Here is a 15,977-nt window from a genome sequence, read left to right on the forward strand (position 1 = left end):
GAGTTTTTGTAGAGTCTAATGTCACAGGTTAAGCGATCTCTAAGACGGGATAAAGCCTTTAGCCATTTTTAAAAAGTGAGAAAATGTAACGCGAATAATCCAGTACCGCGCCAAACCGAGGCGCTAGCCACTTCGGCTAAAAAACTGATAACATGACCAAAATTGACTGAGGTGCTCCTTAAAATGAAAATGTTACTTGCCGTTGTTGTGATTGCTGGGGTGATTTTTTACTTCTTTACCTCGATGAATAACCAAAAAGCGGCCCAAGAAAATATCCGTTTAGGTAATGAGTTTTTAGCGCAAAACAAAACTCAAGAAGGGGTGAAAACCACCGCCTCTGGGTTGCAATATCAAGTGTTACAGCAAGGCACTGGCACTGTTCATCCTAAGGCGAGTGATACAGTGACTGTGCATTACCACGGCACCTTAATTGATGGCACTGTGTTCGATAGCTCGGTCGAGCGCGGTGAGCCGATAGCCTTCCCACTCAATCGTGTTATTCCAGGTTGGACTGAAGGCGTACAACTGATGGTCGAGGGCGACAAGTATCGCTTCTTTATTCCTAGCGAACTGGCCTATGGCAACCGCAGCACTGGCAAAATTGGCGGTGGTTCGGTACTGATTTTTGATGTTGAGCTGCTGAAGATAAATTAATCTTATGCTGTATTCCTTAATAAAAAGCCCTGCATTGCAGGGCTTTTTGTCTTTAATCCCTATCGACTAAGGGCAAGACGCCCCGCCGATATCCGTCCATACTGCAGCGACACCGGGGACATCTCCCTTAGTCCAGTATTTGGCTTGCCACTGACGACCGTTATAGCTAGTCGTTGCTCCGCCGTTGTAGGCAACGCCCGCATCCCAGCCTAACTCAACCTGACTCAACAATTGCCATTGGTCGGCGGTTCTTGAAGGTGTGTTACCTTGAGTCCAGTATTTCGCCTTCCAAACCAGTTGGTTATAACTCACTGTATCACCTGTGTTGTAAATGCTTGTCGCATTCCAAACAGGATAGTTGGCCGCATTGGGGTCAGTTGCGTCACATTGACCGCCCGTCGCCTTAGGCGTCACGGTTAAGGTCAAGGCAGCACTGGCATCTAAGGCACCATCGGAGACTAATACACTCAAACTGTATTGGGTCGATTGAGTAACCGTCGGCGCCGTAACCATCAGTGTGGCAGTGTTTTGTCCACTCGCCGCCACGCCGCTTGGCACTGTCCATGCGTAGGTGAGGCTGTCGCCATCGGCGTCAGTCGCCGTCGCATTGATGCTCACCGATTGCCCCGCTTCAACCGTCACAGTCGCTGGCACAGTCACCACAGGCGCTTGGTTTGCCGTCTCAGCCTTATGGGTGAGAGTCACAGTGTCGGTTGAAGATAATCCTTCAGGATCCGTGACTCGCAGACTGAACACATACACCACATCCGACGCCGTCGCGCTCAGTTGCACCACAGCATTGGCCATATCCGCATTACTGATACTTAAGCTAGGGCCAGAGACTTGGCTCCATTGATAACTCAAGGCGCCGTTTTCAGGATCCCGCGACGCGCTACCATTTAGCGTGACATCCGTAGTACCGGTTACCGTGATATCCGCTCCCGCGTTGGCAATCGGCGCTTTATTCGCTGGTGGCGTTGTGCCCTCGCCATGGCCTAGACCTTCGTGCATGGCATTGAGAATGTCACCATTATCGGCATCAATTTCCCAGGCGAACAAACCACCGAGCTGATTGGTCAGCACGTATTGGCCCTTGGCTTTAACAGAACGAGCATCGTCGAAGGTAATTAAATCACCCGTAGATGCATTAAAGACAGATGGCGCTTCAGCGGTTTCATCATAGGCATAGCTCCAACCTGCGCCCATATAATCCTTGGCGATCTGGCGATAATCCACTACGCCCGCTTCCCAAGTGCCCTTCACTTTGCCCGTTGCAGTGCCCGTGAAAGGATTGTTACCGCTGTAGCCATTCACCCCAGTCCAGCCACGGCCGTACATAGCAGCGCCGACCACAATCTTACCCGGAGTCACCCCTTGAGAGAGCAGGGCTTTTACGCCTTTGTCCGTGGTGTAACGGGTATTAGGATCCCAGCTCGCCTCATAGAGATTGGTTTGATGTCCAAGCTCTGTATTGGTCCAGCCGCCATTAAAGTCGTAACTCATCAGGAAGATGTAATCCATATATTGCTGCGCCGCCTGATAATCGACCTTAGCAATTTTATCGCCGCCCGCACTGATGGCCGACGTCAGCTCATAGGTGCGTCCAGTTTCGGCGCTGAGCTCATCGAGCATCGCCCGCAGTTCACGCATCAGGGTGACATAGGTTTGTCCGTCGTTGGCATTTCCTAAGCTTGGGTTAGCACCACTGCCGCCGGGGAATTCCCAGTCGATATCGACACCATCGAAGAACTTCCAGGTTTGTAAAAATTCCTTCACTGAGGCGACAAAGGTGTCGCGCTTGGTTTTATCCCCCAAAAAGTAGAAGGGATCGGAGAGCGTCCAGCCACCAACGGAGGGGAGGATCTTCAGATCGGGATAGGCTTGTTTTAACGCCATCAATTGGCCGAAGTTGCCTTTGTAGGGATCGGAATACTCATTCACCCCCGCCTGCGGCATTTGCACCGCCGCCCAAGGGTCGTGGATCGCCACTTTAAAATCGGCACGGCCAGCACAGGCACGCTGCAACGCCTCAAAGCTACCTTCGATTTCCTTTAAGCTGTCGTTGATGCCATTGCCACCACAAATCGGGGTAAAGCCGTATAAAATATGGGTTAAGTTTTGTGCAGGGATCTTATCGACGGGGAATTTACGTCCATAAACACCCCACTCCACAAAGTAACTTCCCACCACTTTGCCGGATTTATTCGCATAGGGACGATTGTTTTCTTTCAAAGGCGCATTGAGTGGCAGTAAATGACTGCCATCGGTATCGGCGACTAAGATTTCCCTCGCATCACTGGCACTGCAACCTTCATTATTACAAAGCTGCACGCGCATTTGATAGCGCCCGCCCTTATTGACCTTGAAATTGGCCGTACCCGCCGCACTCGAAGGACCTTCCCATGCCACATTTCCGTTGAGTAACACCTGCGCCTTATTGCCGATATCGCCGTTATACAAGTTCCAGGTCACGGACACATCGGCGGCATCTTTTACCGTCACTAATTGGTTATAGGCTGAGGCGGCTTGATTCACCTCGATAATGGCAAACTTGGTTTCCCCCCAACCTAAAGTCGGTTTTCCGGGGAGCGCCGCAAAGGCTTGAAAACTGACAGCGGATGCCAGCACCGAGGCCACCAGCATCGCCGAGGTGGAGATTTGAGTCTTAAACATGAGATTTCCCTATTGAGTAAGTTATGCATCAATAAGGCAAACAAAGCGTAGACAGGAAACAACACTCTTAAAACCATGTGCGTACAACGGCAGCATGAAGAAACAACCTGTGGTATCCCCGCTATCATAGGTACAAACGAACCCTTAGACCGGAGGCTTTGCGTCCCAATCTTTCGATTGGTTTGCCTTTTTCACTAATGACAACGTTGTCATTACGTTAATTAGCATATGCCGCTATAGCGTTAAATTGCAACTAAATATTAACAAACGGGCCATTGTACCGATTACCAACACTGGATTGGCTTAAAGGAAAAGTAAAACCACTGAGTGCAAAAAATGAGCAATGAATTGTATTTAAAAGGATTGCTTAAGCCATGGAGTCCTATCATGGACTGGTATCGCCAATAGGGAAGACAATAAAAATAAATCGAAAGTCTTAAGAAAGCGGTTTGCAAGGCGCAACTTGATAACTCGTGCAAACAAAAATGCGGTCATCGAACGAGGTGATATGCAGAGTGCACTGCAAACACACAAATCCGATGGCCGCATGCTGTTGTTCTCGACCCAAACGAAATCAATATCTGGATCAGCGTGAGTAAGCCAAGATTGATAACCTGAACGAACCTATCACGCCTCAATCTTGACCTATTCGCATCTCAATCGAAAGCCGTTAGGCGGCGTCCTTCGAGTAATCCCTTGCCAAGATCACCGATAAGCCACGGCAGACTAAGGTCTCCATATCATCGACACGATTAATCTTCATTTCGGCTAATGGAGCCCTGAGAGCCATGCGTCTTAAACTATCCAGACAACCCTTGTAGTACGGCGCGCTGTTCATCATGCCACCCGCTAACCAGATCCGATTAGGATTAAACAGATTGACCGCCCACGCTAGCCCCATCCCCAGATAAGTGCCGGCGAGATATAAATCATCGGCGGTGGAAATCTTACGGCTGCGGATAGAATCGCCACTGGCGAGCTGCTCGAGACTAAACTCCCCCGCCTCCGTCATCACCCGGCAATGCCCAAGCTCCCCCGCGACTCCCGTAGCCCCCGTAAAAGCCTTGCCGCTCAACGCGATCGACATGCCAATTCCAGTGCCACACATGACTAACAACTCACAGGCATATTTTTCGTCACAGGTTGCCTGCATACCGGCGTCGATATCATTGCAGATAAACTTAAGTTCGCCTTGGGTTTTCAAGGTTTCAAAGCTTAGCCCATTGAGACCGGGCAGCGATTTACAGGACACCAAACGATTCTGTTGTACGAGTCCAGGTACAGCGATCGCTAAATGGTAGTGCTGTAAATCATAATCCCGTTCCAGCGCCGCGATTTGATCATTTAAATCTTCAATTTTAAAGCCTTCACCCGTGGGGATTTTATATTGTTCTGTATGCCCCTTGAGTTGAAGTTCGAACAGGGCTTTGCTACCGCCCACGTCTATTGTTAATGTTTGCATCGCCAACTCCACTGATACATGTGCTCCCCTCTGACCCCGAGCGGAGATGGCGAATGTTAGCATAATGGGTAAATATTAGCGATTGAATAAAACTTAAGTAGCTAATTTGTAAGAATTAGTCGGAAGAACTGAATGATAAAGATAACATTTCAATTTGGAAATTAGTCTAAGATCACAACCCTTGTTACTGCAAAGTGATGCCGAAAAAACAAAATTGTATACAAAATCCTTTATTCCATCCCCTTGCATCTTAGCCGTTGAGCTTGCGATAATCGCCGCCAATTCGCATCCTTTTCGCCAGCATTACGCATTATAATCTTGGCTGCCTACGTCAGCCGCCAATGCCAATATTTGGAGCCCCTATGTCGTTACCATCGTCACCACAATCCCTACAACCGAATAAGATTGCTAACCGTCTTGCCGCCATTCGTAGCGAACTCACCAGTGCCAATTTAGATGCCTTTATCATCCCGCGCGCGGACGAGTACTTAGGCGAATATGTGCCTGAGCATAACGAGCGTCTGTACTGGGCAACGGATTTTACTGGCTCAGCGGGCATGGCCATTGTCTTAAAAGACAAAGCCGCCATCTTTACCGATGGTCGTTACACGGTACAAGTGCGTCTGCAGGTGGATGCAAATCTCTTTAGTTATGAAAGCCTAACTGACACACCGCAAATCGAATGGCTATGCGATACGCTTGCCGCTGGTTCACGTGTAGGCTTCGATGCCCGTTTACACACCTTAGCTTGGTTTGAAAACGCCAAAGCGACGTTAGCAAAAGCCCAAATTGAATTGGTTGCCGTCGAACAGAATCCGATTGATAAGCACTGGCAAAATCGACCTGCACCATCGAGCGCGGCTATCACGTTATTTAGTAATGAGAGTGCGGGCAAGACCAGCCTGCAAAAACGCACCGAGATTGGCGCACTAGTCAAAAAAGCCGGCGCCGATGTCGCGCTGATCGCCGCTTTAGACTCCTTCTGCTGGCTGCTCAATATCCGTGGTAATGACGTGCCGCGTCTGCCTGTCGTGCTCGGCTGCGCGCTACTTCACGCCAATGGCGATATGCAACTGTTTACCGATTTAAGCAAACTCCCTGAGGGCATTGAGGAACACGTTGGAGCGGGTGTGAGCTTTAAGAGCGAAGCTTCCCTTGCCGATACCTTGGCAAGCTTACAGGGCGTGAAACTGCTCGCCGATCCCAATTCTGCTAATGCTTGGGCACAAAATATTGCCCGCGATGCAGGCGCCAAGTTAATAGCCGGAATTGACCCGGTCTCCCTGCCTAAGGCACAGAAAAATGCCGCCGAATTAGCAGGCATGCGCGCCAGCCATATCCGCGATGGTGTGGCCGTGAGCCGTTTCCTTGCTTGGCTCGATGCCGAGGTCGCTGCCCATCGTCTGCACGATGAAGCAACCCTCGCCGACAAGTTAGAAAGCTTCCGCCTAGAAGATCCACAATATCGCGAGCCCAGTTTCGATACCATTTCCGCTGCTGGCGCCAATGCGGCCATGTGCCACTACAACCATAACAATGGCACGCCAGCCATGATGACGATGGACAGCATTTACCTTGTGGATTCTGGCGCTCAGTATCTGGACGGCACCACGGATGTCACCCGTACCATCGCCATTGGTAACGTGACCGATGAACAGAAGAAAATGGTCACCTTAGTATTAAAAGGCCATATCGCCTTAGATCAGGCCCGCTATCCGAAAGGCACCACAGGGCAACAACTCGATGCCTTCGCCCGTCAATATCTGTGGCAACATGGATTTGATTACGACCACGGCACAGGCCATGGCGTTGGTCATTTCCTCAGCGTGCACGAAGGCCCGCAGCGCATCGGTAAAAACCTCAATGCCATCGCCTTAATGCCAGGTATGGTGTTATCCAACGAACCAGGTTATTACCGCGCCGACAGTTTTGGGATCCGCTTAGAAAACCTAGTGGTAGTGCAACACTGCGAAGCCTTAAAGGGCGCAGAGCGTGAAATGTATGAATTCGATGCCTTAACGCTGATCCCAATGGATGCTCGCCTTATTGATAAGAGCCTGTTAACCCAAGGCGAAATCGACTGGTTTAATGCTTACCATCAGAAAGTGTTTAACACCTTATCGCCATTAATGTCGGGCAGTGAGCTTGAGTGGCTGACAAAGGCAACAAAAGCCATTTAATCAAAGCCCTAAAATAAAGGCGTGCATTCAAATGCACGCCTTATCACTCGCCTTTACATGTCCATCTTTAGATATACGACGTTTTCCCAAAGCGCTAACCACACTTTGCTTCGTGATTGCTTAGTGATTTTGAATAAACAACTAACCATCAAATCTTCCAGTTCAAATCAAAGTCATAGCGAACACCTAAGGCAAAAATAGTGTCATCTTCACGTTCATCGTTGTTTTGTTGCAGGCATTCTAGATGCAAGCGCACATTGCTCGCCGCTTGCCATTCTAAGGTGAGGTTATAGCCGTCATAATCCAGACTCGTACTATCCTCTATCCCATCTTTAAACCAAAAGTAGCCTAGCTTCAGTTTATAGGCATTGCCAAATGGGATAGCTAACGCACTATCAAAGGTACTGCCAGTACGGTTATCACCCATATCAAACTTGTATTCCTTATTTTGATAACCCACTGCGGCATAAATACCATTATTAAACTCATAGGAGATAACCCCGCCTGTGAGCTGCTCCTCCCCCGTTTTCACCTCGCCGGTATAAGTATCCTGCTGCAAATATGCGATACCAAAATGAACGCCATACTTATCAAAGCCTGCACCGACATTCACCGCATCTGCACCGCTGCCACCAGCATTACCATCAAAAATACCAGATGCCATAAAAGTGACAGGTTGGAATTTCACTTCGTATATCAGTGCATTATTAACAAAGAAAGGACTTTCTTGATTGTAACCAAATGGACTATTAGCGTTATTAAACACATCAATATATTCAGCCACTAACGTATATTGCACTGGGCGTTGACGGCCAAAAGTCAGCTGACCATAGGGAGAGGCTATCCCCGCAAAGGCGAGGCGGGCCTCACCGAACCGCCCATTATCGTCGAGACGAATTTTCCATTCGCCGCGGGCAATGGCGCGCCAATTAGGCGCAAATTCGGTTTCTGCTTTTACGCCCAAACGCGAAAGCGCATCACCGATGTCCCATTGGTCGTCCGCCTTGTCTTGGTATTCTAAGGTGGGGCGAAATGAACCATATAGGGAAAACTGGCTATTACTCAAGGAGGACTGCATTGTCGGGCTAGGTTGCTGGGTCGATTTTGCCTGTTGCTCCAATTCCTTAACTCTTTGCTCAAGCTGTTGCAATCGTTCAGCTTCTTCCGTGGTTTGAGCATAAACCTGCATAGTGACAGGAAGCAGACTAACTAATAGTAACTGTACGATTCTACTCATGATGAGTGCCTTCCTATATTCATATTTTCCGTCCCGAAGACGGGATAAAATCATGATTGATAGACTCAAGCGACCCGAAGTTGCCAACCTCTGGGGTTCATGAATGCTTCACTTCAAGGTACATCAATGACCAGCTGAATTTAGGCTAAACGCCAAGTCAAACACTCAGGTGCAACCCGTCAGGCCGACGGGAAAATCCATAACATGCCAAAGCATTCAATAGCACTGTATTAATGTCCTTATGCTAAATGTCCTTAATATGAAATGACTCCATGTAAAACGGCCATATGTAGAACGGCACTATTCAAAAACAGCACTTACCAACAGATCACAGCGAGTCGTAGCCGCTCTTAGTTGCAAGCTAAAAGATTGGCAATCACGCTACACAATGAATTTGTTCAGAATCGTATCTTGTTCTTTGATGTACTTAGTTTGCGTATGCATCGCTGTACTAGCATTGACCGCGACATTCGACACCTGAACGGATAAATCTTTAATTCTAATAGTGTTGTTATTAATCTCCTCAGCAACCAAGCTTTGTTCTTCGGCTGCGGAGGCAATCTGCAGATTCATATCGCTGATCTGCATGATGGCTTCACGAATTTTATCCAACGCCGTATTGGCGCCCTGTGCACGCATTACGGCATCTTTGGCATTATCTTTACTTTGACTCATCACATCGGTCACCGCACGGGCGCCTGCCTGAAGCTGCTCTATCATAGAGCGAATTTGCGTTGTCGACTGTTGAGTCCTTTGAGCGAGTGTTCGAACTTCGTCGGCGACCACCGCAAAACCACGGCCAGAATCCCCCGCCCTTGCCGCTTCAATCGCCGCGTTTAAGGCCAATAAGTTCGTTTGGTCAGCAATGTCATTAATCACTTTCAAAATAGTGGCAATGTTATCCGTTGCAGCGCCCAATGCGTTGACTTCAGACACCGCCATGTCGATTCTCGATGATAGGGCATTAATCGCATCGGTGGTTTCACTCACGACTTTGGACCCCACCCCCGTTGCCTCATCCGCCTCTTTAGCCGCAGAAGAAGCACCTTGAGCATTACGGGCAACATCGGATGAGGTCGTTGCCATTTCGTGCATTGCGGTTGCAAGCTGTTCGAGTTCATGTAGTTGTGAGTTCATCGCATCCGTAGATTGCTGTAACTCTAATGAGGTTATTTCGGAGCTTTTATGGATTTCTTGTCCAATGGACTTAGATTCAATAATTAATTGCTGCAAATTATTCGTAAAGGTATTAAACCCAATCGCCAAAGATGAAAACTCAGCGTCAGTTTTGGTATTTAAGCGTTTAGTTAAATCACCTTCACCCGAAGCAACATCTTGAATGGCATTATTTAATGTCTGTAATGGCCGCATTAAACTCGTTATTAAAAACAGCAATACTGTGATACTGATAATTAAGGCGACCACAGAATAAAAAATTGAACTATTACGTAAGTTTGTAACCGCAGCATAGGCAATAGCCTCATCTAAAATAACACCGACATACCAATCTTCCCCTGATACTCGAGAGAATCCAAGGGTATAGTTTTTACCATCGAGAGTGACTTTTTGAGGACGCTCCATCACCTTGATATTGGGTAAGAAATCACTCATAGGTAAACCATTTCGTTTTGCATCGGGATGCGCGATAGTGGTTCCATCGCCAGAAATAATAAATACATAGCCCGCATTAAATAGCTCAACTTCATTCACAAGCTTTGCTAAACCAGCAAGGCTAACATCATAAAAAATAGCGCCAATAAACGTGCCTTTATCCTTGACAGGGGTAGCGATGGAGACAAGTATCTCCCCTGATGCAGAATCGGCATAAGGCGCTGTAATAATCAACTTGTCAGATTGTTTTGCGTCCGTATACCAAGGGCGAACTCTTGGGTTCCAACCAGATCCTGGGTCCCAAGTCGGGTCATTATTAATATTGCTGCCGTCTTTTTCGTAACCAAAACCGACAAGTAAAAAGGTGTTTTTAACAACAGGAAGGTTAATGACCGACGATATGTGTTCTGGCTCGAGGTCTTGCTCGATTAAACTCGTGGTATAAGCGGCAATTTTTTTACGGGCTTCAATTTCTGAGGACACAGTATTACGAACGCCGTCGACAATTTCGGTGACGCTCGTTTCAAGCTGCGACTTCATTTCTTTTTGAATGGTAAAATATTGGGTTGTCGTTAATAAGGCGACCGTCAATAACAATAGTACTGAGGATGCTGCAACAATCTTATGACTGAACTTCATTTTATTTCCTATTGAATACTTAACCATTTCAACCGAATAACATTTAATCGCCAAAATAAAACTCAAGACGAATAAATACAACCAAATGAATTTGCTGAATACACTATCGTTTAAATAGAATTAAATTATGTATAATTTGGCTCATTATTTGAGTTCATTCTTATTCTCAAAGCCTATTAAATTTATTTAATAGGTATAGTCATCATTTCGTATGAAAGCCAGTTTCGGCCTGTTTTTTTAGCGAACATATTAGCCCTTAAACTCAGAGGTGAATCGTTAGGAAGAGGGTTGCTCAGTCAACATTCAATGACCGTTTTCGGCTCAATGTATCAGCCCTAGCTCTGGCTCACCTCTTTTCGCGCAATTCAAAGAAACTAAGCGCATGAATTTTATGGCTTAAGTTCGTTCTTATGTGAACGACCATTTGCTAGGTAAGACGAAGGCATATGGATTGGCAATGTCGAGCATCGAGTTCACAATTGCACTTAGCTATGTAGCATCCGTTTTGTCCCTTATGCTGCTACCACAAGATAAGAGATTGAAGTGTTAACGGCCAATCTTTAGGTAACAGGTCAAGTTTTAAGGTAATCACACAAGTATCGATAGCGGATAAAACACAAAATCAACCATTAAACAGGATAAAAAATCGTTTTCTTTAAGATAAAAACACTAACGTTTGCAAAACCTTATAAAAGCAATAAAACATTACTTTTGTTGCGGATAAAGCAAAAAACCGCTCTCCAATAACCACACAAAAATGATACCATTATCACATAATAAGCCGGCCCAAATGAGAGCTGGCACCCGTTTTACCAGTTACATTTACCCAAAAAGTCGTATCGGCCCTGAATGGACACACTAAATGAGCCAGAGTAACCCTAGCCGCAGTAAAACCAGTCAACTCCACAGTAACGCACAAGAAGTCCGCCTCACACCACAAGACGAATTGATTTCCACAACGGATACTCGTGGGATCATTACCTATGTGAATCAACGTTTTGCCGAAGTATCGGGTTACACTGCCGAAGAGCTAATCGGCCAACCCCACAACAAAGTGCGCCACCCAGATATGCCCAGCGCCGCCTTCAAAGAAATGTGGGAAAAGCTGAAATCCGGCCAATCCTGGCGAGGCATAGTCAAAAACCGCTGTAAGAATGGCGGTTTCTATTGGGTCGATGCCTTTGTCTCTCCACTGTTTGAGAATGGGACTATCATCGGCTATCAGTCGGTGCGTATCCAGCCGCAGGCGGCCTATGTCAGTAAAGCCACGGATATATACCGCAGATTAGTGCAAAACAAACCCATAACTAAGCCGCTGAGTTTGATGCAAAAACGATTTGTGTCAGCCGTGGTGGCCACCACAGGGTTACTGATTGCAGGTTACTTTTGGGGTTGGGGTGTGATTTTCGCAGGGGCGATTTTAATGAGCCTCAATCTGGCCATTTTCTACGATGAAGCCTTCCGCATTCCAGCCAAATTGGTTGAAATGCAAGAGAAATATGACTCGATCAGTCGCTACATCTACTCGGGCGCCGACACTTCATCGATTCTCGATTTCCAATTGATCCTATTGCAAGCCAAGATGAACGGCGTGCTTGGCCGCACCCAAGATCAGGCCCACCACTTACATGCGATTGCCGACCAGCTGGTGGTGACGACAGAACAAACCTATGTCAGCCTAGATCAAGAGAAAAACCAGCTTGAGCAACTCGCCAGTGCGATGGAAGAAATGAGCTCAACCATTGCCGAGGTCGCACAAAATACTCAACTGACCTCGACCAGCATCAACACCGCCTACGATCTCTGCCTGAAAAGCAGCGCCAATATGAAGGCCAACACCCAAAAAGTTGAGCAATTAGCCAAATCCGTGGCCGATGCAGCCAATAATGCCCATCAACTCAATAAAGAAGCCGAACGGGTGGCCAGTGCCATGGGCGAGATTGACTCGATTGCCGAACAGACTAACCTGCTCGCGCTCAACGCCGCGATTGAGGCGGCTCGCGCAGGTGAGCAAGGCCGTGGGTTTGCGGTGGTAGCCGACGAAGTACGCGCACTGTCGAGCCGTACCCAATTATCGACCAACAGTATTTCCCAAAGCGTCGACAAGATGTTCAGCATGCTAAATGCCTGGGCGAAGGAGATGGAGCAAAGTCGGCAACATGCCGAGCTGTGCGCTAACGATATTCAAACCTCCGCCGAAAACGTCAACACCATTTACCAAGAGGTGAGTGAGATCCACACCTTTGCTCAGCAAAACGCGGTGGCCGCCGATCAGCAGCGTCAAGTGGTGCATGAAATCACTAACAACATTCACTCCATTACCCAAACCAGCAGCGAAAACCTCGCGGCAACCCATCAAATTGGTGATGCAGCCAATCACCTCAAGCAAAACGCCGAAAAGGCACTCGGCCTGCGCCGCGCCTTTGGTTAACATGCCTACCGCACCATTGTCGATGCAGGCAATGGTGCGAGACGCTCTCCTCAGCCTTTCCCACGCCTTTATCCATATCAAAACCTACTAACACTGCGTCATAAAAGCCCAAAAGGTTAAAAAGTACAGGTTTTAACCGAAAATTTTGCTATACTCCGCGCCCGCCATTTTTATGCTCTCCGTGCAGAAAAATACTGGATGGGGAAATGCGTAACCAAGCGCATGATGGTTTGACTCAGGTGTTAAAGTGATTGCATTCGAGTCATGGCGTTTGAGTGATTGAATAAGTGAACAACAGGAATCCAAAATGAGATTTGAATCTTTTAGTTTTTGCCCCGAGATTTTACGCGCTATCTCAGATTGCGGTTATCAAAAAATGACACCTATTCAGCAGCAAGCGATCCCCGCCATCCGCCGCGGGCAAGATGTGCTCGCCAGCGCGCAAACGGGCACAGGTAAAACGGCGGCATTCGCATTACCTATTCTGCAAAAGATGGCAGAAAATCCCAGCGAGACCTTAAAATCGAACGCGCGGGTATTAATCTTAACGCCGACTCGCGAGCTCGCAGCTCAAGTCGCCGACAATGTTGAAGCCTACAGCAAGTATTTAAATTTCAGCGTGTTAACCATTTACGGCGGTGTAAAGGTTGAGACTCAGGCGCAAAAACTTAAACGCGGTGCCGATATTATTGTCGCAACGCCGGGCCGTTTGCTCGAGCACCTTACCGCCTGTAATTTAAGCCTCTCTAGCATCGACTTTTTAGTGCTCGATGAAGCCGACCGTATGTTAGACATGGGCTTTAATGCGGATATTCAAAAAATCCTCCAAGCGGTGAATAAGAAGCGTCAAAACCTATTGTTCTCGGCCACTTTCTCGAGCGCAGTAAAAAAACTGGCCAACGACATGATGGTCAAGCCTCAAGTCATCAGCGCCGACAAGCAAAACACCACCGCTGATACCGTGAGCCAAGTGGTGTATCCGGTTGAGCAGCGCCGTAAGCGCGAACTCTTATCCGAACTGATTGGTAAGAAGAACTGGCAACAAGTGTTAGTCTTTACCGCGACGCGCGATGCGGCCGACACCTTAGTGAAAGAATTGAATTTAGACGGCATTCCCTCTGAAGTCGTCCACGGTGAAAAGGCGCAAGGTAGCCGTCGCCGCGCACTGCGTGAGTTTATGTCGGGTAAGGTACGCGTCTTAGTCGCCACCGAAGTCGCCGCCCGTGGCTTAGATATCCCAAGCCTTGAGTATGTGGTCAACTTCGACTTACCCTTCCTCGCCGAAGACTATGTGCACCGTATTGGCCGCACCGGCCGCGCGGGTAAATCTGGGGTCGCAATTTCATTTGTGAGCCGTGAAGAAGAGCGCACCTTAGCGGATATTGAAAAGCTTATCGGCCAAAAAATTCGTCGTATTACCGTTCCCGGATACGAAGTTGGTAGCCGCGACTTGCTGTTAAAGCAGCTACAAACCCGCCGCAGTTTTGCCAAGAAACAACAGCGACTCGACAACGTGAGCGAGCAGATCATTGCCGAAAAAAGCATGCAGGGCCGCCGCGTAAAAATGAAAGTTGGCCAAGCCCCAAGCAAGGCAAAAAAGCTGAAATAAACACCTGACATAGGTGATACCGCTTCGCCAGTCAGTCTCATTATAAAAGCAAGAAAGCGTCCCAAGGGACGCTTTTTTATTGAGCCGAAATAATGAGCTACAAGCCATAAGCTATCAGAGTGACTCGCTCTAAAGATGGCTTATCTCAGTCCGAACTCTAAACGGACTGAATCAGCAAGTTCTCTACAGCCTCATTGACTCAATACTTAGCCCACGGAACTGAGGCCGATCACTTATTCCAAAAAACCACCAAATAACTGTTTAAGCCTTTGCTCATCAATGGGATTTTCGCCGCGCCAGCCCGCAAGCGGTAAGATGATGTCAGAGCGAATACTGCCGGGATATTTGATATTGCAGATATCCTCAAATGGCGTAAATGCCTCATAAAGCGGCGTAACATAGGAATTTGGCATGATGCCAAGCTCTGCTAACACCATCAGTTGGCCACGGAAACTGTACTTATTAAAATTGGGGATAATCTTGGTTTTCTTCACCCTTTGCTCGAGTTTTCCGGGTGTTTCATCTAAAGGAGCCTGACGGATAGCTTCAATTAACGCACTGAAGATGGCCACATCCTCTGCACTGGGTTTACAAGGCGATAGCGTACAAAATTCTTGTAATTCTATGAGATTGTGCGCCCAGCGCTCGTTCCACACACTGCCAGCGTAACAGGAAAAGATTTTTTGTCCCTGCTCAATCCAGTTAACGCGCTTGATGGAACACACAGGACAAATGTCACTATCGGTTGCCATCGAATGTTCTGGTAACGCCTTAGCAAACAAATAACTGAGAATGGGTTGACGACCGCGAGGGAGGCTTGAAAAACCACATAAATAGGCCGCCAGTACATTTTCGAGGGAAAGATTCGGCTGCTTTAGTATCGCTTTATAGCCGAGCACCACATCATCATGGCTCAGGTTAACCCTGTCGTTGACCGGATAGCCACTCTGTTCAATCAATGCGATTTCGGCATCAGTTAGACCTTGATAGGAGTAGATATAAGTTCCCGTATCGACATCAAACACATCGCCATTATCGATTCTTTGTTGGTAACCATGCTCGTCTTTGCGGTACGACTTTTTATAATAGACTTTCTTTAACGCGTTAAATAATCCCTTATCCATTTACGGCTTTCCTACTGAAAAAATTACCAAATATCATTTCAGCCTTTCAAGGCGGTGGCAATACTATCACTTTCGCGTTTTGCGCCCCACCTTATCTCAGTTAATTAGCAGACTCGATTAGCTCACTCAATTAGCCCACGTTATCGGCTCACACCATTGACTTATATGAGACTAAAACGAGCTCGAGGGTGATTGAGCAACATTGCTTTAAAAACACCACGAAATCTGGATACACACTGCAATAAATTGCTGCATTCGCCGTTCTTATAACTGTCTTCCCCATTCACGACCCAACAAGCGTACAAACCAGAGCCAATCGCTTGAATCGATAGAATAACCCATAACACAGAGAGATTA

General features: G+C 47.5%; 9 protein-coding genes and 1 riboswitch. Of the genes, 4 read left to right on the forward strand and 5 right to left on the reverse strand.

The window, feature by feature from the left end:
• Positions 1-183: 183 nt before the first annotated feature.
• Positions 184-654 carry a BamJ family beta-barrel-assembly machinery protein gene (gene bamJ / locus L2713_RS08635; RefSeq protein ID WP_248967617.1) on the forward strand — a complete coding sequence of 157 codons (471 nt, stop codon included), beginning with the start codon at positions 184-186 and terminating at the stop codon, positions 652-654.
• Positions 655-720: 66 nt separating this feature from the next.
• Here bamJ and L2713_RS08640 read toward each other — a convergent pair whose 3' ends face one another.
• Together L2713_RS08640 and L2713_RS08645 are read right to left on the reverse strand one after the other, a co-directional pair.
• The gene (locus tag L2713_RS08640; RefSeq protein WP_248967618.1) at positions 721-3,327 is read right to left on the reverse strand and encodes a glycosyl hydrolase family 18 protein; all 2,607 of its coding nucleotides are present in this window, start codon (positions 3,325-3,327) and stop codon (positions 721-723) included.
• A gap of 108 nt (positions 3,328-3,435) precedes the next feature.
• A riboswitch (cyclic di-GMP riboswitch) is annotated at positions 3,436-3,524 on the reverse strand.
• Between the two features lie 473 nt (positions 3,525-3,997).
• On the reverse strand, positions 3,998-4,789 hold the full coding sequence (locus tag L2713_RS08645) for an ROK family protein (RefSeq protein WP_248967619.1): 792 nt from the start codon (positions 4,787-4,789) through the stop codon (positions 3,998-4,000).
• Positions 4,790-5,151: 362 nt separating this feature from the next.
• Here L2713_RS08645 and L2713_RS08650 point away from each other — a divergent pair, with 362 nt between their 5' ends.
• Positions 5,152-6,969, forward strand: coding sequence for an aminopeptidase P family protein (locus L2713_RS08650; protein WP_248967620.1), 1,818 nt, complete (start codon positions 5,152-5,154; stop codon positions 6,967-6,969).
• A 148-nt stretch (positions 6,970-7,117) separates the two neighbouring features.
• On the opposite strand, the gene L2713_RS08655 is transcribed toward L2713_RS08650, so the two are convergent.
• Both L2713_RS08655 and L2713_RS08660 read right to left on the reverse strand, forming a co-directional pair.
• Positions 7,118-8,206 carry a porin gene (locus L2713_RS08655; RefSeq protein ID WP_248967621.1) on the reverse strand — a complete coding sequence of 363 codons (1,089 nt, stop codon included), beginning with the start codon at positions 8,204-8,206 and terminating at the stop codon, positions 7,118-7,120.
• A gap of 381 nt (positions 8,207-8,587) precedes the next feature.
• Positions 8,588-10,510, reverse strand: coding sequence for a methyl-accepting chemotaxis protein (locus L2713_RS08660; protein ID WP_283105254.1), 1,923 nt, complete (start codon positions 10,508-10,510; stop codon positions 8,588-8,590).
• A gap of 808 nt (positions 10,511-11,318) precedes the next feature.
• On the opposite strand from L2713_RS08660, the gene L2713_RS08665 reads away from it, so the two are divergent.
• Both L2713_RS08665 and L2713_RS08670 read left to right on the forward strand, forming a co-directional pair.
• Complete coding sequence (locus L2713_RS08665) at positions 11,319-12,887, forward strand: methyl-accepting chemotaxis protein (RefSeq protein ID WP_248967622.1); 1,569 nt, start codon at positions 11,319-11,321, stop codon at positions 12,885-12,887.
• A gap of 307 nt (positions 12,888-13,194) precedes the next feature.
• Entirely contained in the window at positions 13,195-14,496 is a 1,302-nt protein-coding gene (locus L2713_RS08670; protein WP_086903327.1) for a DEAD/DEAH box helicase, read from the forward strand.
• A gap of 233 nt (positions 14,497-14,729) precedes the next feature.
• Here the strand turns inward: L2713_RS08670 and L2713_RS08675 are convergent, their stop codons facing one another.
• Positions 14,730-15,620 (reverse strand): hypothetical protein, encoded by an 891-nt coding sequence (locus L2713_RS08675; protein ID WP_248967623.1) that lies wholly within the window; start codon positions 15,618-15,620, stop codon positions 14,730-14,732.
• Positions 15,621-15,977: the final 357 nt, after the last annotated feature.

It is taken from the genome of Shewanella seohaensis (assembly GCF_023283775.1).
GTDB classification, from domain to species: Bacteria; Pseudomonadota; Gammaproteobacteria; order Enterobacterales; family Shewanellaceae; genus Shewanella; species Shewanella seohaensis.